This is a genomic window from Pantoea coffeiphila (assembly GCF_016909495.1).
GTDB classification, from domain to species: Bacteria; Pseudomonadota; Gammaproteobacteria; order Enterobacterales; family Enterobacteriaceae; genus Erwinia; species Erwinia coffeiphila.
Window position 1 is genome coordinate 915,364 of sequence record NZ_JAFBFW010000001.1, and the last position, 18,427, is coordinate 933,790.

An 18,427-nucleotide genomic window follows, 5' to 3' on the forward strand; every position below is an offset into this window, starting at 1 on the left:
ATTCCTTGTTACGTCATGAGGAGAAGTCGACTCAACTCTAGGCAAGCCGGCGGCCGCTGCCTATGTCATTTTTTGACATTGATATGGTGAAAAATGACCGTCGAAGTGAAGTGTGATCCGGCTCGCTAATTGCGCCGATGATGAAGGAGTTTTATGTTGTGACATCACACTATTTTCAGGGCATCACGCAGACCGTTCGAAAACCATGCTGTAATAACATGAATAAAAACGGGAAATAATCATGCAAAAAGATATCAACCCCGATGACATCACCCAGTTTGGCCTGAATATCTATCAGTACGGCCACGAAGTTTGTGCCAGCCGTCACAGTTATGGCCCGGCTGTTCGGCAGCACTATCTTTTGCATTATGTGATAACCGGCAGCGGCACGCTGTATACCGAAAAACAGCGCTGGCCGGTGGTAAAAGGCGAAGCGTTTCTGATTCATCCGCACGAGATCACCACCTACACGGCCGATAAACAGACGCCGTGGGAATATATGTGGATCGAACTCGATGGTCTGATCGCCGCCAGAAGTTTGGAAAAATGCGGGTTACGGAGAGATATGCCCGTCTGGCGGCCGAAAGATCCGCTTTTACCGGCCATGGAGTCGCAGCTACTGCAACAGCTGATTGCCGAAGATCCGCAGTATTCGCTGCGCATTACCGGTCTGACCTGCCTGCTGCTGGATGCGCTGATCGCCAATGCCGCCGCGGGCCGCCGCTTTGATGCCGCAAGCGGCGGCAATCGTCATCTGGACGCGGCGGTTAACTTCCTTGAACGCCACTATCACCGCAGCGTGACGATGAGCGAAGTCGCCGCATTTTGTAACATCGACCGCAGCTACCTCAGCCGCCTTTTTCAACAGCAGTTTGGCTATGGTCCTAAGCATTATCTGTTACAGCTGCGGATGAATGTTGCCACCTCTCTGCTTGAGGATAACAGCCTGCCAATAAAAATCATCGCTTATTCAGTGGGGTACAGCAGCCAGATGCAATTTGCCAAAGTGTTTCATCAGCACTTTAACTGCTCGCCCAGCGCCTGGCGTCTGGCAAAAGCAGGTTCCGGCTGTTGAGCAGGGAATAATCTGCCATACTCTGTGGCACTATCCGGCCTGAAGGCTGCGGTTTCGTCTCTGCGAGGATTCTGATGAATACAGTTCTCAGCCTGTCTCCGGCTTACGATCGGCTCCACTCCTCCCTGCTTGAACAGCGCTCACAGGTGCAGTCTGCGGAGGTTATCCAGCTGGTTAACCGCGCCCTGCTGGCGGGCGAGCGCGTGAGTGCGGCCTTTTACGATCTCAGCCAGCTCAAGCTGTTACAGCAGCGCAAAAGCCTGCCGCTGCGGACGCCCAAGGCGGAAAAAGAGATTGCGAAGTTTCTCGATGAGCTGAGTGCGATCACCCCGAAAAAGTTGATCGACAAAGCGCAGTTCTCCGCATTACAGAAGCTGGTTTCGCGCCTTATCGACAAGTTTCCCTGGAAGCACGCCAGCCCGATCCTGGTGCAGAATGCGCTGTTTAATCACACCTATCATCAGTGGCAGCAGGCGCTGGAAGTGCTGTTCAGCGAAGGCAATGGCGCTGACGTTTTCGACGATCTGCAACGTATTCTTAACGACTCCGCCAGAAAAATTCCGGTGCTGGGCGACACGGTTAGCCTGTTTAAACAGCTGACGAAGCTGGCTGCCGAATGCCGTGAAAAGTCGGCGCTGAGCGGTCTGGAGGAGAACGTGATGGCGGGCTATATTGCCGCCGCTGATATCGCCACCCGCGGCATTATTATTTTCGGCTCTACCGCCGAAGCCGTGCTGCGCGGCGGTCCGCTTCCCGACGCCGAGCGGCAGGAAAAGCTGATTAAAGAACACTATCAGCAGGTCGTTGAACGCATGCATCCGTGGTTTACTGCGGTGTGATCTTTGATGGGGCGCGGCGGTGAATACCGCCGCGATTGTTAGTGTGATGCTGAAAGCGTTGGCTTTATTGCAGAGACTGTAGCGAACATACAAACTGGGCGAGACACCCGTTCCCTGATTAGCAAGTCTTCGCGAAGTTACCAGGCATAAGCCCCCGGTGCTTCGCCACCAGGACCCGGCCAGATTGCGTCGAGTTTGGCCAGCGTCTCTTCTGAAAGCTTAAGCTCCATGGCCTTGATATTTTCCTGCAGTTGCTCAGCAGTACGCGGGCCACTAATGACAGAAGTCACCGCCGGATTATGCTGAAGCCAGGCCAGCGCAACCAGCGCAGGAGGAGTACCCAGTTCTTCACATAGCGCTTCCCATGCCTGTAGCTGCGGACGCCGTGCCTCAATCTGCGCCAGCAGGCCCGGGGTTGCGCGTCGCCCCTCGGAAATCTTTTTCAGCACACCACCCAGCAGCCCCATGCCTACGGGGCTCCAGACGATCAGCCCGATGCCAAAATGACGCAGTGCCGGGATGACTTCCAGTTCAATGGTACGCTGCGTCAGGTTGTAAAGGCTCTGTTCAGAAGCCAGCCCCAGCAGATTGCGCGAAGCGGCCGAGTACTGCGCGGTAGCAATATCCCAGCCGGCAAAGTTACTGCTGCCTGCGTAGGTGATCTTGCCTTCCCTGATCAGTTGTTCAAATGCCTGCCAGATTTCTTCCCACGGCGTTGAACGATCAACATGGTGCATCTGATAAAGATCGATATGGTCTGTCTTAAGACGTCGTAGACTGGCTTCACATGCGCGGCGGATATGATAAGCCGACAGATATTTATCGTTTGGCCCGGTATCCATAGGCTGATAGACCTTAGTGGCCAGCACTATCTTATCGCGACGGGACTTATCCTGCGCCAGCCAGTTGCCAATAATCTCCTCGGAGGTACCGTAGCCTTTAGCCATGTCCGGCGACTGCGGGCCACCATAAACGTCGGCAGTATCAAAGAGGTTAATACCGGCGTTCAGCGCAGTGTCCATGATCCTGAAACTATCCTGTTCATCGGTCAGTTCACCGAAGTTCATGCAACCGAGCGTCATCGGACTGACTTTCAGGCCGGTCCGTCCAAGGTGGTTATAGTTCATTAGTTGAGTCTCCAGGGTGATGAAGATCTGGCGCACGCAATGGCATACCGACTTGTCATTGCGGCAGAGCGGTCAACTCTATCTGCTCGGTAAGGGGCATTGGCGAGATGGCCATCAGCGGGCGTCAGATCGTAGGTTCATAGCGAAGCGGAGAGTTTTGCAGGAACGCACAGGCATGACTAGCTGATGAACGCTTAAAGAGTTTATTAGTACAGCTAACTAATAAAATTAACATTTCTATTTATCTATATTAAATCAAATAGTTGAAGTCACTAGCTAACGGCTGAAAAAAGGCCTCTAGTGTTATATTTTCGCTCCCGGTGTCTTGGTATACCGTAGAGCGTCCACAACCAGCCTGAAAGCCGGTGAGGGTTGGCGCCGGCTCGGGTAATACAGGAAGTAACCCGGGAATGGCTCGCACCACTCTTCAAGTACGCGGATCAGTCGCCCTTCTTCAATATGCGGTGCGAACTCTTCTTCCGGCAGCGAAACGATACCGGCTCCCATCAGCGCCGCCTCAACCATCGGTGGCGTCGTGTTAAAAATTAACTGTCCATCAACGCGCACGCTTTTTAGTTTGCCCTGCCTGATAAAATCCCAGGTATATATCCCCCCACTGGACTGCATACGCATATTGATGCAGTTATGTTTCAGCAGATCCTGAGGCTTTTCCGGTCTGGGGTAACGATCAAAGTAGTCTGGCGAGGCAGCAACAGCCACACGCAGCGGCGGGCCAATCGGTAACGCAATCATATCTTTGTCGATGGTGTCACCCAACCGAACGCCCATGTCAAAGCGATCGGCCACGATATCCCGGAATCCGTAGTTGATGTCGTACTCAACTCTGATGTCAGGATATTCCCGCAGCAGCGGCGTGATTTTCGGCAATAGCAGGGTTCGCAGGACATGATCGCCACAGGTGATACGCACCGTCCCGCCTGGCTTATTACGCATTTCCGTCAGCTCATCCAGCTCGGATTCAATCTCATCAAACCGGTGCCCGATGGTATTCAGAAGGCGTTCACCGGCGGCTGTCGGAGAAACGCTGCGCGTGGTTCGGTTCAGCAGCCTTATCTCCAGTTGCGCTTCCAGACCGTTAATGGCTTGGCTCAGCGCCGACTGCGTCACGCCAAGCAGTGCGGCTGCGCGGGTGAAACTCCCTTCGCGCGCAATGGTCACGAAGTACATCAGGTCGTTAAGATTTCGTCGGGCCATCGTGCTCAGCCTCCGGTAAATGAATCATCGTTAATTAGCCTAACTTATAAGGCCATTAAGTATATATAATCTAGTCATATCTGGCAGCAATGTGGATGATAAATGACATGAAATTACGCCAAAGGATTATCTGTCATGACCAAAAATGTTGATAGCCGTGAAGTGAAAGCGCCCGGTCAACCGGACACACGCCGACGCACCCTGCTGAAGCTGACCGCCGTCGGTATTGCGGCAGCAGGAGCCAGTGTTCTGCCTCCAGCTACAGCGCAAACGCAAACGGGCCTCCCGCTCACGGATAAGTGGGACAAGGTTTTTAAGAAAAACGATCGGGTTGAACACCGCAAAGTGACGTTCAGCAACCGTTACGGCATTACGCTCGCCGCTGACATTTATCAGCCTGTCAATGCAGCAGGCAAACTTCCCGCTCTCGCGGTCGGCGGGCCTTTCGGTGCCGTGAAAGAGCAATCCTCCGGGCTTTACGCACAAACCATGGCAGAGCGCGGTTTTATCACGCTGGCATTTGACCCGTCATACACCGGGGAAAGCGGCGGAGAGCCGCGTAACGTCGCTTCACCGGATATCAGCGTAGAAGATTTCAGCGCAGCGGTGGATTGTCTTGGTCTGCAGCCGAATGTAGACCGGGAACATATTGGTATCATCGGTATCTGCGGCTGGGGTGGAATGGCATTAAGCGCGGCAGCGGTAGACAAACGTATCAAGGCTGTTGTCGCCAGCACCATGTATGACATGACGCGGGTTATGTCCAGGGGATATAACGACAGCGTAACGCCAGAGCAGCGCGCGCAGACGCTGACAACATTGAGCCAGCAGCGCTGGAAAGATGCTGAAAGCGGTAAACCGGCCTTGCAGGCCCCTTACAATGAGCTTAAGGGTGGCGAGGCGCAATTCCTGGTTGAGTACCATGATTACTACATGACCCCGCGCGGCTACCACCCTCGCGCGGTTAACTCGGGAAATGCCTGGACACAGACCACGCCGCTGCCGTTCATGAATATGCCCATCCTGACCTACATCCGGGAAATTTCGCCCCGGCCCGTGCTCTTCATCCATGGAGAAAAAGCGCACTCACGCTATTTCAGCGAAACGGCCTTTGCAGCCGCCGCCGAACCCAAGGAGCTGATGATCATACCGGATGCTGTTCATGTGGATCTCTATGACCGAATGGACAAAATTCCCTTCGACAAACTGACTGCTTTTTTCAGGGAAAACCTGGCCGTCACGGCTTAAATCAACTGGACTGAGCGCCACGCAGCTATCCGCATAATTTATCCTGACCGCGTGCTGGCTATTCAGCGCACGGTCAGTCCTTTCACCGTAAAATGAAGAATATCCCATGAATTCAGCTCTGTCAGAGGCCTCTGAAGGCTCAGCCACGTCACACGACGTCCCCGCATCCTGGAGTGGCGTCTTTGCCATGTCTGTTTGCGCTTTTGCACTGGTCAGTTCAGAGTTTCTGCCGGTGAGCCTGCTCACGCCCATGGCAGCAGACCTGCACGTCACAGAAGGCATGGCCGGACAGGGCATCGCCGTTTCGGGCCTGTTTGCCGTCCTCACCAGCCTGTTTATCTCGGCGCTGGCCGGCAGCATCAACCGTAAAACGCTGTTGCTGACGCTGACGTGCGCCATGGGCGTGTCGGGTGCGACTGTAGCGCTCGCTCCCAACTACTCTATTTATATGCTGGGTCGCGCGCTTATCGGAATCGCGGTCGGCGGCTTCTGGTCTATGTCAGCCGCCGCGGCAATACGAATGGTTGCAAAACGCGACATACCGCGTGCGCTGGCGCTGGTTAATGGTGGAAATGCGCTTGCAACCGTTGTCGCCGCGCCTGTGGGCGCATGGCTCGGCATCCTCATTGGCTGGCGCGGGGCGTTTCTGTGTCTGGTTCCTATCTCAATGATTGCCCTGGTGTGGCAATGGAAAGCCCTGCCGTCCATGCCCTCCCCCGCACGCACGCCCGGCATAGCCAGTGCTTTTAAGGTGTTTACCCTGTTCAGACATTCGGGTGTCGTCGTGGGCATGCTGGCAAGCAGTTTGCTGTTTATGGGGCAGTTTGGCTTGTTTACTTACATACGACCTTTTCTGGAAACCGTCACTGACGTACACGGCACAAACATTTCCCTTATCCTGCTGGTTATCGGCGCAGCAGGTTTCACCGGCACTCTACTGATTGGCCGGGTGCTGCAACGCGCGTTCTATCAGACGTTGATCGTTATTCCGCTATTAATGGCGCTTACCGCACTGGCGCTGATTGGATTTGGCGGCACAACTGGCGTTGTCATCGCTCTACTTGCACTCTGGGGGCTGACAGGCACTTCGGCACCCGTGGGATGGTGGGCCTGGATTGCTCGGGTGTTCCCGGACGATGCTGAAGCCGGTGGAGGGTTATTTGTTGCTGTCGTTCAGATGTCTATCGCGCTGGGTTCAACCGTCGGCGGGCTGCTCTTCGATCATAACGGCTACCGCAGTACCTTTTTTGCCAGCGCTGCCATTCTGGCCGTCTGCTCTGTATTGACCATGGTAACCGCACGTAAGTCCTGCGGACAGCAATAATCCAGCAGAACCGAAATCCGGAACTTTCTCTCTTTGTAAATCGCCGCGCCAGACGTTACTCTGGTGACGGTTTCCACGGAAAGATAATGGATATTTACAGGTTATGTCTGCCCCCGCCAAACGTAAGAACGATCCGGAAGGGTTAAAAAAACGCATTATTGCCAGCGCGCTGACCACCTTTGCCGAATTTGGCCTGCAGGGCGCGCGCATGGAACAGATCGCCGATAATGCGGGAACCACCAAACGCATGGTGGTTTACCACTTCAATAATAAAGAGCAGCTTTATATTGCGGTGCTGCATCAGGTCTATCAGCAGATCCGCGAGCATGAAACCGGCCTGAACCTCGCCGAGATGTCTCCCTCGCAGGCGATTGCCTGCCTGGCCGAAGCCAGCTTTGATTATCACATCAACCATCCTGATTTTATGCGGCTGATATGCAGTGAAAACCTGATGCGCGGCCGCTACATCAGCCAGTCAGAATCGATCCGCACGCTGAACCAGAGCGCGCTGAACGTGCTGGATGAGGTGCTGAAGCGTGGGCAGGAGAGCGGTGAGTTTGCCAGCGGTGTTTCAACGGTGGACGTGCACCGGTTAATCAGCAGTATCTGCTTCCACAATGTCTCTAACCGCTACACCTTTAACAGCCTGTTTGGCAGCGAAGAAAGCGAAAGCCAGAGCATCAGTCGTAACCGTAAGCTGGTGGTGGATGCCACCCTGCGCTATCTGCAACCCGTCGCCCGCCAATCTGTACAATAAAATCATGAATGTACAATTTTCCCCACCCGTTATCACCAGATAACGGGTTTTTTGTCTACGCTTAATAGTCCACTCTCCCGATCCAGTTTTACAGGAGCTGTTGATGACGCGTAAACCCTCTGATTTCCCACAGCGCACTACCAGGCTGTCGCCGCAGGAACCCCGCCTGTGGAACTGGGCGCAAAATGCGCCGCTGGCGGATAAAAAGCAGATACTCCAGCCGGAAAGTGAGCGCCACCTGTGCGAGCTGGTTGTCGCTATGTCAGGCAAACTGCGGGTGATGGGCAGCCGGATGTCGCCAGGCCGGATGCTGGCGCTGAGTAATGCTAACGATCGGCTGATCGATACCAGCCGGCTGCGCGGTCTTATCTCCCACGATGCCGACAGCGCCACCTTCGCCGGCGGCACGCCGCTGCATGAAGTGTATGAACTGCTGACGGCAATGGGACGCATGCTGCCCGCTTCGCCCGGCGTTATTGACTCGCAAACGCTGGCAGGCGCCCTGGCGACCGGCACCCACGGCCAGGGACTATATCAAAGTTCCCTCGGTGATGAGGCGCTGCGCATCCGCATGGTGCTGGCCGATGGCAGCATAAAAGAGTTTGACCGCCAGCATTCGTGGTTCCACGCGGTGCAGCTCGGCCTGGGATGCCTTGGCGTGGTGACCGCCGTGACGCTGCGCACCCGCCCTTCTGCGGTCTATACCTGCTTTAAAAACGCCGTCAGCGGCGACACGCTCGCGGAGGATCTGCTGGAGTGGAACCGCAATTATGCGCTGAGCAAAGCCTGGTGGTTCCCCGATGAGAATCAGGTACACGTATGGGCAGCACGCGAAGCCACCGACGAAGAGCGCGCGCAGTATCACGCTAATCACGGCGATCCGCTTATTCAGCAGGAAACCAGCGATGCGATGAATCAGACCATCGATCAGACGCTGGAACATATGCGTAACGACACGCAAATCCGTGATGAAAACGGCAAGCCGTTTCGTACCGTCACCCGTTTTAAAGATTTTTCGGACGTTACCGGCGATGTCTATCAGGTATTTTGCCGCGGCATTGCCACTCCACAGATCAATGTCGAGATCGCCATTCCGTTGGCCCGCGCGGGCGCGGTTATTGCACGTATTAAACGCTGGCACGCCGAGAATCAGCCGCATCTGCACTACCCGGTGATCCTGCGCTGTACTGGCGCGTCGGAAAGCTGGCTCAGCCCTGCCTGGCAGCGGGAGAGCTGCTTCTTCGGCTTTGTGGTCTATTACGCCGAGGATGGTTCCCTCTCCGCTGAGGGCGTGGCCTTTCTGCATGAGGTGGAAAAGCTGCTGGCGGAAGAAGGCGGTCGCCCGCACTGGGGGAAATATTTCGATGCGGATCTGTACGACTGGTCAGCGCTGTATCCGCAAATGGCGGCGTTTCGTGAAGTGCGCGAGGCGCTGGACCCGCAACACAAATTCAGCAACGCTTTCAGTCAACGCCTGCTGGGCTAAGGAGTTATCGCCATGATGGCATGGACCACATTACTGACCCAACCCGGCTACCTGATCGGCGTTCGCACGCTGGCAAAATCGCTGCAGGTGAGCGGCAGCCGCTATCCGCTGGTAGTGATGGTCACCGGGAATATCAGCGCGGAGATGCGGGCAACCCTGGAGCAGGATGGTTGTCTGGTGAGAGAGGTGGCCCCGGTCAGCCCCAATCCCACGCTGGAGAATCGCTACGCCAACGCGCGGTTTGCCGAGGTGTGGACCAAGCTGGCGGCCTGGACGCTGACCGAATTCGAACGGCTGGCCTTTCTGGATGCCGATATGCTGGTGACGCAGAATATGGACGAGCTGTTTGCGCTACCGCTGGCGGCGGGGACGATTGCGGCCTGCCACGCCTGCCGCTGCAACCCCAACCACATCGAGAGCTATCCCGCCGACTGGACGCCCGACAACTGCTTTTACAGCTGGTGCAAGGGAGAGGAGCACGTTGAGCAGCCCGACAAGGTGGATAACTATCTGAACGGTGGCTTCCTGCTGCTGACGCCGGATAAGTCGGTGTTTGACGCGATGATGGCGCGGCTGGCGGCGCTGGACGATCTGTCCACCTATCTTTTCGCCGAGCAGGATTTCCTGAATCAGTTTTACCGCGACCGCTGGCAGCCGCTGCCGTGGGTGTATAACGCGCTGAAAACCCTGCCGCACCAGCATCCCCACGTGTGGAACGACCAGCGGGTGAAAAACATTCATTACATTATTGATAAACCGTGGGAACAACCGCCCGAGCCGGGCGACCGGTATTATGAGCTTAACCGCAAGTGGTGGCTGATTGCTGACACGCTGAACTGAGGCGGCAGTGAAGCTACAAGCTGATATTCTGCGTCATAATAACGAGTTTATTTCATCCGGTGACGGCTTATCCAGGTCGTCTCATTCTCGGCATTGCTGACAGGTAAGCGGCTAAAGCCTGAGGATTGAGGATTGAGGATTGAGGATTGAGCATTGAGTCATACGGACTTTAGCTTTCATTACCAAAGTCCGCATCAGACTTAAAAACGGCTGCGTGTTGCGACTCGTCAGTCGCGGCCCTGCTTATCTTCGCGCTTAACCACACTGTTCCGTTACTTCTTCGCCTCAAACAGCGGCACCGGCTGGCCCTGAATATAGCGTTTGCGCAGCTTCGCCGAGAGGTAATCCATAGTCATCACGATCACCACCATAATCAGGGTGATAAACATCACCACGTCCCAGTTCCACAGGCGCATGTTCTCGGCATAAACCAGCCCGACGCCACCGGCCCCGACAAAGCCCAGCACCGCCGCGGAGCGGGTATTAGATTCGATCTGATACAGACTGAGCGCCAGGAAGGCCGGGAAGGACTGGGTGAAAATCCCGAAGCGCTGCTTCTGCACCGCCGTGGCACCCAGCGCATTCAGCCCGCGACCCGGCGAGCGTTCTACCGCCTCATGCCCTTCGGCATAGAGTTTCCCGAGCAGTCCGACGTCCTGCATGATAATCGCCAGCACCCCGGCCAGCGGCCCCATGCCGACGGCGCGTACGAAGATCAGCCCCCAGATCGCCATATCAATCCCGCGCAGCAGATCCAGCAGTCGGCGGACGATCAGCGAAACCGGGCGCAGCACCGGCGTGTTCATCACGTTGCGGGCGGCGAAGAACGACAGCGGCAGCGCAATCAGCGTGGCGGTCAGCGTCCCGGCGAAGACGATGCCGATAGTGATACCGATCTGGCCGAAGTAGTAGGCAAACGGCCAGTTAGCGACGTCGTGCCAGACAAACATCCGCAGGAAGTAGTGCCCCAGCTGCCCCAGACCGATGGTCAACTGCTGCCAGCTGATGCCAAAGTTGGCGAAGAAGAAAATATAGTAGAGCAGAATGGCCCCGGCGATCAGGCCGGTTTTGGTCAGGTAACGGCGCTGGACGGCAAACAGCGCGCTGTGCTGCTGCCGGATGCTGTTCTGCCGTTCGCTGTTGATGGAGACGATCATGCGGCTTTCCCCTCTACCACGCGCTTGCGTACCTTGCCGGAGAAGGTATCCAGCAGCGAGACCACCACGATAATCAGCAGCAGCGTCATGCTGACCTGATCGTAGCGATCCAGTTTGATGTTGGTCATCAGCTCCTGACCGATACCGCCCGCCCCCACCAGCCCGAGGATGGTCGACTGGCGGAAGTTGATTTCCAGGCGCATAAAGCCGTAGGAGAGGAATACCGGCTTCACCTGCGGCCACAGGGCGAAGCGCATGCGCTGAAACGACGAGGCTCCCGCCGCGGCCAGGCCGCGCACCGGCTTGTCGGACGCGCTTTCGATGGCTTCATAGAACAGCTTGGTCAGGCTGCCGATGGTGTGCAGCGCCAGCGCAAGGAACCCGGGGATCACCCCGATACCGAAGGCCATCACGAACATCACCGCCCACGCCAGTTCCGGCATGGTGCGTAAAAACGCCACCCCGGTACGGATAGCAAAACTGACGCCGCGCGGCGTCTGGGTATTGCCAGCGGCAAGGAAGGCCAGCACCCCGGCCACCATCACCGACAGTACCGTGGCCGCCAGCGCCAGCTGTAGCGTTTCCCAGATCAGCGGCAGCTGAATATGCAGGCGATAGCCCCACCACGCCAGTGAGCCGTCGGTCTTCACGTCTTTAAACAGGGCATCAAAACGCAGTGCCGGAATGGTTTCGCGCAGATAATCAAAGAAGTGCGGCAGCGACACCCAGACGGTGTGCAGATTGAATTCAGCCAGATGCGCCGAGCCAAGATACAGCCCCAGCAGCAGGAGTGACCACAGCAGCGTATCGCGCTTTTGTCTGCCGCGGATCTGCTGGTAGTAACGTTCAAAATCGGGATTTGTCATGCGGACACCTGAATTAAGGGCCGGAAGTCCGGCCCTTACAAACGGGGAGAAAGCGGCGGATTAAGAACGCTTGGAGGTCAGTTCACGTTTCATATCGATGATCGCCTGGTAATCTTTTACCGTGGCCGGGCCGATATGCTGCGCGCCACCAACGGCTTTCACGAAGCAGCTGTGCTGTTCGGTATCCAGCTTTTTGATCGCAGTGATCAGTTTAGCTTTGAAGTCCGCAGGCAGCTTGTTGCTGACCAGAATCGGGCCGTTAGGGATCAGCGGCGATTCCCAGATAATGCGGATTTTCTTCATCAGGTCCGGCTGACCGGCACGGATCATACGGGTGAAGGCACCGCTGGTATAACCGGTATTGTAGTCGCCGATCATTGAAGCCCAGGTCACCGCGCCTTCAAACTGGCCGTTCAGCACGCCCAGCACATCCTGCTCGTGGCCGCCGGAGAAGGTCACGCTAGAGAAGAAGCCGTTGTATTTGTCATCCACGCTGCCGCCGAACTCTTTCTTGAAGCTCTGGTTCGGGATCAGGAAGCCGGAGGTGGAGTCCGGGTCGGCCATGCCGAAGGATTTACCTTTCAGGTCGGACAGTTTTTTGTACGGGCTGTCGGCTTTCACCACGACCACAGAGTGGTAGCCGCGTGATTTATCCGCGTCGTCCACGACGATACCGACCACGTCAACCGCCTGCGGATCGGCGATGTACACGGAGGCATAAGAGGATGGAGACATGCTCAGTACCATATCCACTTTGCCACCCAGCAGGCCCTGGATCACGCCAGAGTAGTCTGAAGAGTTACGCAGCTTGGTATCAACGTTCAGCTCTTTGTCGAAGAAGTCTTTCACGCACTGGTTATCACCGATCTGCTGGGTGGCGTTCTGGCCGCCGAGGATGCCCAGGTTCAGTTCTTTTGGCGCGTCTGCTGCAAAAGCGTTGGCGGCCATAACACTGCTGATTACCGCTGCGAGTAGGTATTTTTTCATTGCTGTGTCCGTATCCCAAAAGTGTTAGTTAAGCTGCGACATCTCTTCGCCATACAGAGTATGAAGAAGGCTGTCGGTCAGCTGCGACGGATGTCCGTCAAAAACAATGCGCCCTTTGGCAATGCCGATAGCGCGCGTGCAGTACTCTTTCACCAGCTCCACCGAGTGCAGGTTAACCATCACGCTGATGCCGTTTTCACTCACCTGGCGCAGTACATCCATAATGCGGCGAGTGTTTTTCGGATCGAGCGAGGCAACCGGTTCGTCGGCGAGCAGAATTTTCGGGTTTTGCATCAGCGCGCGGCAGATCGCCACGCGCTGCATCTGTCCACCGGAGAGGTTCTCGGCGCGCTGTAACGCCTGCGGCAGCATATTCAGCCACTCGAGCAGGCCAATAGCGCGGGCGCGATCCTCGTCCGGGAAAATTTTAAACAGGGATTTCAGCGTCGAGGTCTGGCTCAGACGCCCCAGCAGGACATTGGTCAGCACGTCCAGACGCGGCACCAGGCAGAAATCCTGGAAAATCATGCCGCACTCACTGCGCCACTGGCGCATCTGTCGGGCGTTCAGCTCAACGATATTCTGCTGTTTGCCGTTTTCGGCGAAGTGGCGGATCTCACCCTCGCTGGCCGGGATGGTGCCGTTCAGCACGTGCAGCAGCGTGGATTTCCCCGCGCCGGAACGGCCGATAACCGCCACCAGTTCACCGGCGTGCAGGTCGAAGTTAATGTCGTCCAGTACGCGTGCCTGCGAGCCGTAGGATTTACCCAAACCGTTCACCGCCAGCACTTTGGCGTGGCTGGCCGGATTAGGTATCGCCTGATGCTGTGGGGCAATTTTTAACTGTGCCTGTGCCATTGTTAATTACCGTTGTGGTTAAGCGCGTTCGTCGTTGTGCGCTTATTAAGGGCGAGCGCGATGACGCTCATATGACAGGCGGGTGATGAAACGGTGACAGGCGAAAAGAATTTTTCCGGCGTTAATTCGGTGACGACGCCCGGTAGATGCGCTGCGGACGCCCGACTTTGCCATAAACAATTTCAGCGCAGATCTGCTGCTGGCCGGCGGCGAATTCCAGATAGCGGCGGGCGGTGGTCCGGCTCAGCTTCAGTTCCTGAGCCACCGTTTCGGCGGTATATCGTGCGTCCGGGTCGGTAAACAAATCGCTGACTTTTGCCAGGGTTAACGCGTCAATACCGGCAGGCAGCGGCACTTCACCGGCAGCGCGGGCATAGGCATTAAACATCTCGTCGATCTGCCGCTGGCTGGCGGCATCCGGGTTTGCCAGCATCGTTAAACGCTGCTGATAACGATCCAGCGTCTGCTCCAGCCGCGACCAGGAAACGGGTTTAATCAGATAGTCAAACACACCGCAGCGGACGGCTTCCGCGACCGTGTCCATATCGCTGGCCGCGGTAGTGAAAACGACGCCGCACGGGCTGTGTGCCGCCGTCAATTCATGCAGCAGCGTGATACCATTTCCATCCGGCAGCGCGTTATCGAGCAGGATCAGTGACGGTCTGAAGCGCGCAATCATCACCCGCGCCTGGGCTAAATCGCCCGCCAGCCACACCTGGCCGCGACTGCAGCGCTGGCGAATAAACTCGGCGTGCGTTTCAGCCAGTGCGGTTTCATCTTCAACGATCAATATGCTCAGGGGGTGTGCCATGGGTTGGTTTCACTTTGGGTAAATAAATAGAAAACAGCGTACCGCGAGGGTGATTATCCTCCAGCGTAATCACCCCACCGCAGCGTGCCACGTAGCCAGCAATCAGATAGAGGCCAATACCGTGCTCATCGTGATTGTCGTCTTTGCTGCTGACTCCCCGGTTAAAGATCGCTTCCCGCTGCGCTTCGGCGATACCGCAGCCCCAGTCGGCCACTTCGATTAACACCTCCGCCCCCTCATCGCTCAGATACAGCTCCACGTAACGATCTTCCGGCGAACCGTCACGGCAGGCTTCAAAGGCGTTGTCCAGCAAATTGCCGACGATAGAGGCAAATTCACCGCTGTTCAGCCCTGCGGGGAGCTGCATGAGCTGGCTGCCGTCAGCGACCGCGAGTGTTAATCCCAGCTCACTCGCCCGCTGCATCTTGCCAAACAGCAGACCAACAAGCTGGCGGTCGGCAAAAGATCCCAGCAGGCGATCGACCGTCGCCTGTTGCAACTCCGATTCACCGTGCACCATCTCCAGTACCCGATCGTACTCCTTCATTTGCAGCAGGCCATTGATCGTCGACATCCAGTTGAGCTGTTCATGACGCTGGGTTCGCAGGCCGTCAACATACTGCTCCATGCCGCGCATTCGGTGGCGCAGGTAGGCGGCAAACAGCCACCACAGTAACAGCAGCAGTAAAAGCATCGCCGCGAACGCACCGGCTACCGGCAGGATAAAGTCCCGCCGCCAGCCCTCTATTTTGCTGGAGAGATAACCGAGTGAAACTACGCCAACCACCTGCCCGTGTCGGTCAAAGACCGGCGTTTTCGCGCGCAGCGCCACGCCAATCGATCCTTCCCCGCTAATAAAATAGCTTTCCCCCTTCTCCAGCGCGCCGGGTTTGGTCCACTGCATCGGGTAGCCAATTTTAGCGGGATTGGGGTGATACAAACGAATCGAATGGCGATCGCCGATCACCAGATAGTCAAAGTCAGAACCGCTCGCCAGGCGGCGAACGATGGCACGAAGCTGAGCGGTATCTCGCGCCTCTACCGCCGCCACCACGCTGTCGTTGGAGGCGATAATCCGCGCCTGATTCATCGCCATATCACGTACCTGATGATTCAGATAATCTTCAAATCTGGCGGCAAAATAGTGCCCCAGCGCAGCGATTAACAGTGCGGAAATCAGTAACAGAAACAGGAAGAATCGCAGAGGAAACATTCGACGATCGAACAGGCGTAAACAGTTTGTATTCATTTTATTTACCATTGCTTAATTCCCTGCTTCGCCCGATCGATTCCATTATTGTCAATAAAATTCAAATACACTGCATCAGTGAAAATAAAACCCTGCCAGTATCCGTCACAAAATTAATTAAGCAAATAAAAACCATTAAGCTCTTTTAAATCAGATCGCAGTTTATGAAACAAATCAAAAAAAACGGCACGCCTTGCACGTAATATCGCCGCATTAGCCAGTCACCGAACGCATTCATGTAATGAATGTTATTGATTTGAAAAAATTTATCATCCTGTACGTTGCCTTAACGGAAACGTGAAGAGGCGGAAAAAGTTCAGATATGTTATCCCATTGTGTTTTTTCCCAGGTAAAACGCGCTGAAAACCGAAAGATGGCCGCCATTATTCAGTTTTTACGCCAAAACGATTTGAACATCGACACGTCGGTAGAGGTATTTATTACCGTCACCCGCGATGAACAACTGATTGCCTGCGGGGGCATTGCCGGAAATATTATTAAATGCGTTGCCATCAGCGAGTCCGCGCGCGGGGAAGGCCTGGCGCTAACGCTGGCGACGGAATTAATCAACCTCGCCTATGAACGGCAGTGCACGCACTTATTTATTTACACGAAAAGTGAAAATGAGGCGTTATTTAAACAGTGCGGCTTTTACCCCCTCGCCCGCGTTCCCGGCGTTATGGTGCTGATGGAGAATGATGCCTCCCGCCTGGAGCGCTACGCCAGTTTTCTCACCACCCTGCGTCGCGGCGGCAGCAAAACCGGCTGTATTGTGATGAATGCCAATCCGTTCACCCTCGGCCACCGCTATCTGATCCAACAGGCTGCTGCCCGGTGTGACTGGCTGCACGTGTTCCTGGTGAAGGAAGATACCTCGCGCTTCCCGTATGAAGATCGCCTGGCGTTGGTGCGCGCCGGGACCGCAGACATTCCGGGCCTGACGGTGCATCGCGGCTCAGAATACCTGATCTCTCGCGCCACCTTCCCCTGCTACTTCATCAAAGAACAGGGAGTGATCGATCACTGCTACACCGAAATCGATCTGCAAATCTTTCGCCAGCACATTGCCCCGGCGCTGGGAATTACCCACCGCTTTGTCGGCAGCGAACCGTTTTGCGCGGTGACCGCTGATTACAACCGCGATATGCGCCGCTGCCTGAGCGATCCGGCGATGGATGCGCCACCGATTGAGCTGGTTGAAATTGAGCGCGTGCAGTATCAGGGCAAAGCCATTTCCGCCTCCTGGGTCCGCCAGCTGCTGGTGAAGCAGCAGATCGCCACGATCGGGCATCTGGTGCCGCCCACCACCTTCGACTATCTGCAGCACATGCTCCCCGCCGGGAAACAACCCCATTCTGAATCAGTAACAGGTGAAACATGAAAATAATCCATGCAGCCGTTGCCGGCACTCTGGAATCAGGCGATGTGATGATCCGCATCGCGCCTGCCGATGGGCAGGAAATCGATCTGCAAATTAACAGCAGCGTTGAAAAGCAGTTTGGTGAAGCGATCCGCGCCACCATTGGGCAGACGCTGCGCCACTACGGCGTACAAGGTGTACAGCTGATCGTTGACGATAAAGGCGCGCTGGACTGCATCCTGCGCGCCCGTCTGGAAACCCTGCTGGCCCGCGCCGCTGGCCTCGCAGCCCTGCCCTGGGAGAACGCAAAATGACCACGCCACATAATGAAGCGCGGCGCTCGCGCATCCGCCGCAGCATGCTGTTTGTTCCCGGCGCTAACGCCGCGATGGTCAGTAACGCATTTATTTATCGCGCCGACGCGCTGATGTTTGACCTTGAGGACTCGGTGATCCTGCGCGAGAAAGATGCCGCCCGCCGTCTGGTCTATCACGCGCTCCAGCATCCCCTTTACCGGGACGTCGAAACCATTGTTCGCGTTAATGCCCTGGATTCCGCCTTCGGTCTGGACGATCTGGAAGCCGTGGTGCGCGGTGGCGCGGATATCGTGCGTCTGCCGAAAACCGACACCGCGCAGGACGTTATTGATATCGAAACTGAAATCAGCCGCATCGAAGCGCAGTGCGGCCGCGAGCCCGGCAGCACCGGATTGCTGGCGGCCATCGAATCCGCTCAGGGGATTACTCAGGCGGTGGCGATTGCCCATGCATCACCGCGTTTAATCGGTATTGCGCTGGGGGCAGAAGACTACGTGCGCGATCTGCGCACCGAGCGATCCCCGGAAGGCGTCGAACTGCTGTTTGCCCGCTGCTCCATTCTGCAGGCTGCACGCTCAGCGGGCATTCAGGCGTTCGATACCGTCTATTCCGATGCCAACAACGATGCCGGTTTCCTGCATGAAGCTGCACATATCCACCAGCTGGGCTTCGACGGTAAATCGCTGATTAACCCGCGCCAGATCGATCTGCTGCACAACCTCTATGCCCCCACGCGCAAAGCCTTTAATCAGGCTCAGCAAATTGTCGAGGCTGCCGAAACGGCGGCGCTTGAAGGGCGCGGCGTGGTGTCGCTTAACGGAAAAATGGTCGACAGCCCGGTCATTGAGCGCGCCCGCCTGGTACTTTCCCGCGCGGCGCTTTCCGGAATTCGTGATGAATAAGGACAGACT

18 protein-coding genes are annotated in these 18,427 nt (G+C 56.2%); 10 read left to right on the forward strand and 8 right to left on the reverse strand.

All coding sequences use genetic code 11. The annotated features are described in order from the left end of the window. Positions 1-241: 241 nt before the first annotated feature. Entirely contained in the window at positions 242-1,075 is an 834-nt protein-coding gene (locus JOE09_RS04265; protein WP_205064909.1) for an AraC family transcriptional regulator, read from the forward strand. Positions 1,076-1,149: 74 nt separating this feature from the next. Continuing rightward, positions 1,150-1,914 carry a hypothetical protein gene (locus JOE09_RS04270; RefSeq protein ID WP_205064910.1) on the forward strand — a complete coding sequence of 255 codons (765 nt, stop codon included), beginning with the start codon at positions 1,150-1,152 and terminating at the stop codon, positions 1,912-1,914. A gap of 137 nt (positions 1,915-2,051) precedes the next feature. Here JOE09_RS04270 and JOE09_RS04275 read toward each other — a convergent pair whose 3' ends face one another. Beyond that, positions 2,052-3,041 carry an aldo/keto reductase gene (locus JOE09_RS04275; RefSeq protein WP_205064911.1) on the reverse strand — a complete coding sequence of 330 codons (990 nt, stop codon included), beginning with the start codon at positions 3,039-3,041 and terminating at the stop codon, positions 2,052-2,054. A gap of 303 nt (positions 3,042-3,344) precedes the next feature. Continuing rightward, a complete protein-coding gene (locus JOE09_RS04280; RefSeq protein ID WP_205064912.1) occupies positions 3,345-4,256 on the reverse strand; it encodes a LysR family transcriptional regulator in 912 nt (303 codons plus the stop codon). Positions 4,257-4,391: 135 nt separating this feature from the next. On the opposite strand from JOE09_RS04280, the gene JOE09_RS04285 reads away from it, so the two are divergent. From JOE09_RS04285 to JOE09_RS04305, 5 genes are all read left to right on the forward strand, one after another. Further along, a complete protein-coding gene (locus JOE09_RS04285; RefSeq protein ID WP_205064913.1) occupies positions 4,392-5,504 on the forward strand; it encodes an alpha/beta hydrolase in 1,113 nt (370 codons plus the stop codon). A gap of 106 nt (positions 5,505-5,610) precedes the next feature. Next, on the forward strand, positions 5,611-6,828 hold the full coding sequence (locus JOE09_RS04290) for an MFS transporter (protein WP_239552916.1): 1,218 nt from the start codon (positions 5,611-5,613) through the stop codon (positions 6,826-6,828). A gap of 103 nt (positions 6,829-6,931) precedes the next feature. After that, the gene (locus tag JOE09_RS04295) at positions 6,932-7,585 is read left to right on the forward strand and encodes a TetR/AcrR family transcriptional regulator (RefSeq protein ID WP_205064914.1); all 654 of its coding nucleotides are present in this window, start codon (positions 6,932-6,934) and stop codon (positions 7,583-7,585) included. A 103-nt stretch (positions 7,586-7,688) separates the two neighbouring features. After that, complete coding sequence (locus JOE09_RS04300; protein ID WP_205064915.1) at positions 7,689-9,071, forward strand: D-arabinono-1,4-lactone oxidase; 1,383 nt, start codon at positions 7,689-7,691, stop codon at positions 9,069-9,071. Between the two features lie 12 nt (positions 9,072-9,083). Beyond that, positions 9,084-9,911 (forward strand): glycosyltransferase family 8 protein, encoded by an 828-nt coding sequence (locus JOE09_RS04305; RefSeq protein ID WP_205064916.1) that lies wholly within the window; start codon positions 9,084-9,086, stop codon positions 9,909-9,911. A 272-nt stretch (positions 9,912-10,183) separates the two neighbouring features. Here the strand turns inward: JOE09_RS04305 and phnE (JOE09_RS04310) are convergent, their stop codons facing one another. The 6 genes from phnE (JOE09_RS04310) to JOE09_RS04335 all read right to left on the reverse strand — a co-directional run bounded on the left by phnE (JOE09_RS04310) (position 10,184) and on the right by JOE09_RS04335 (position 15,851). Continuing rightward, complete coding sequence (phnE, locus tag JOE09_RS04310) at positions 10,184-11,068, reverse strand: phosphonate ABC transporter, permease protein PhnE (protein ID WP_105594887.1); 885 nt, start codon at positions 11,066-11,068, stop codon at positions 10,184-10,186. Next, positions 11,065-11,934 carry a phosphonate ABC transporter, permease protein PhnE gene (gene phnE, locus JOE09_RS04315; RefSeq protein WP_105594886.1) on the reverse strand — a complete coding sequence of 290 codons (870 nt, stop codon included), beginning with the start codon at positions 11,932-11,934 and terminating at the stop codon, positions 11,065-11,067. The genes phnE (JOE09_RS04310) and phnE (JOE09_RS04315) overlap by 4 nt, the downstream gene beginning before the upstream one ends. A 60-nt stretch (positions 11,935-11,994) precedes the next feature. After that, positions 11,995-12,921 (reverse strand): phosphonate ABC transporter substrate-binding protein, encoded by a 927-nt coding sequence (gene phnD / locus JOE09_RS04320; protein ID WP_105594885.1) that lies wholly within the window; start codon positions 12,919-12,921, stop codon positions 11,995-11,997. A 24-nt stretch (positions 12,922-12,945) separates the two neighbouring features. Beyond that, positions 12,946-13,779 (reverse strand): phosphonate ABC transporter ATP-binding protein, encoded by an 834-nt coding sequence (gene phnC, locus JOE09_RS04325; protein WP_200547831.1) that lies wholly within the window; start codon positions 13,777-13,779, stop codon positions 12,946-12,948. Positions 13,780-13,900: 121 nt separating this feature from the next. Continuing rightward, positions 13,901-14,590, reverse strand: a complete 690-nt coding sequence (gene dpiA, locus JOE09_RS04330) for a two-component response regulator DpiA (protein WP_205064917.1) — start codon at positions 14,588-14,590, stop codon at positions 13,901-13,903. Beyond that, positions 14,559-15,851 carry an ATP-binding protein gene (locus JOE09_RS04335; protein ID WP_205064918.1) on the reverse strand — a complete coding sequence of 431 codons (1,293 nt, stop codon included), beginning with the start codon at positions 15,849-15,851 and terminating at the stop codon, positions 14,559-14,561. The genes dpiA and JOE09_RS04335 overlap by 32 nt, the downstream gene beginning before the upstream one ends. A gap of 310 nt (positions 15,852-16,161) precedes the next feature. Between JOE09_RS04335 and citC the strand changes: the two genes are divergently transcribed. The 3 genes from citC to JOE09_RS04350 are packed head-to-tail and all read left to right on the forward strand — an operon-like array spanning position 16,162 to position 18,418. After that, positions 16,162-17,220: a [citrate (pro-3S)-lyase] ligase gene (gene citC, locus JOE09_RS04340; RefSeq protein WP_205064919.1), complete on the forward strand. Its 1,059-nt coding sequence runs from the start codon at positions 16,162-16,164 to the stop codon at positions 17,218-17,220. Then, positions 17,217-17,513, forward strand: coding sequence for a citrate lyase acyl carrier protein (gene citD / locus JOE09_RS04345; RefSeq protein ID WP_205064920.1), 297 nt, complete (start codon positions 17,217-17,219; stop codon positions 17,511-17,513). Before citC ends, citD begins: the two co-directional genes overlap by 4 nt. Next, complete coding sequence (locus tag JOE09_RS04350; RefSeq protein ID WP_205064921.1) at positions 17,510-18,418, forward strand: aldolase/citrate lyase family protein; 909 nt, start codon at positions 17,510-17,512, stop codon at positions 18,416-18,418. Before citD ends, JOE09_RS04350 begins: the two co-directional genes overlap by 4 nt. Positions 18,419-18,427 lie beyond the last annotated feature (9 nt).

Excerpts from the sequence above, each read along its gene's own strand:
- JOE09_RS04290 (WP_239552916.1), top strand. The coding sequence starts at position 5,611 with ATGAATTCAGCTCTGTCAGAGGCCTCTGAAGGCTCAGCCACGTCACAC.
- JOE09_RS04265 (WP_205064909.1), top strand. The coding sequence starts at position 242 with ATGCAAAAAGATATCAACCCCGATGACATCACCCAGTTTGGCCTGAAT.
- JOE09_RS04275 (WP_205064911.1), bottom strand. The coding sequence starts at position 3,041 with ATGAACTATAACCACCTTGGACGGACCGGCCTGAAAGTCAGTCCGATG.
- JOE09_RS04335 (WP_205064918.1), bottom strand. The coding sequence starts at position 15,851 with ATGGTAAATAAAATGAATACAAACTGTTTACGCCTGTTCGATCGTCGA.
- JOE09_RS04350 (WP_205064921.1), top strand. The coding sequence starts at position 17,510 with ATGACCACGCCACATAATGAAGCGCGGCGCTCGCGCATCCGCCGCAGC.
- JOE09_RS04300 (WP_205064915.1), top strand. The coding sequence starts at position 7,689 with ATGACGCGTAAACCCTCTGATTTCCCACAGCGCACTACCAGGCTGTCG.
- dpiA (WP_205064917.1), bottom strand. The coding sequence starts at position 14,590 with ATGGCACACCCCCTGAGCATATTGATCGTTGAAGATGAAACCGCACTG.
- phnE (WP_105594887.1), bottom strand. The coding sequence starts at position 11,068 with ATGATCGTCTCCATCAACAGCGAACGGCAGAACAGCATCCGGCAGCAG.
- phnC (WP_200547831.1), bottom strand. The coding sequence starts at position 13,779 with ATGGCACAGGCACAGTTAAAAATTGCCCCACAGCATCAGGCGATACCT.
- phnE (WP_105594886.1), bottom strand. The coding sequence starts at position 11,934 with ATGACAAATCCCGATTTTGAACGTTACTACCAGCAGATCCGCGGCAGA.
- JOE09_RS04280 (WP_205064912.1), bottom strand. The coding sequence starts at position 4,256 with ATGGCCCGACGAAATCTTAACGACCTGATGTACTTCGTGACCATTGCG.
- phnD (WP_105594885.1), bottom strand. The coding sequence starts at position 12,921 with ATGAAAAAATACCTACTCGCAGCGGTAATCAGCAGTGTTATGGCCGCC.
- citC (WP_205064919.1), top strand. The coding sequence starts at position 16,162 with ATGTTATCCCATTGTGTTTTTTCCCAGGTAAAACGCGCTGAAAACCGA.
- citD (WP_205064920.1), top strand. The coding sequence starts at position 17,217 with ATGAAAATAATCCATGCAGCCGTTGCCGGCACTCTGGAATCAGGCGAT.
- JOE09_RS04270 (WP_205064910.1), top strand. The coding sequence starts at position 1,150 with ATGAATACAGTTCTCAGCCTGTCTCCGGCTTACGATCGGCTCCACTCC.
- JOE09_RS04295 (WP_205064914.1), top strand. The coding sequence starts at position 6,932 with ATGTCTGCCCCCGCCAAACGTAAGAACGATCCGGAAGGGTTAAAAAAA.
- JOE09_RS04285 (WP_205064913.1), top strand. The coding sequence starts at position 4,392 with ATGACCAAAAATGTTGATAGCCGTGAAGTGAAAGCGCCCGGTCAACCG.
- JOE09_RS04305 (WP_205064916.1), top strand. The coding sequence starts at position 9,084 with ATGATGGCATGGACCACATTACTGACCCAACCCGGCTACCTGATCGGC.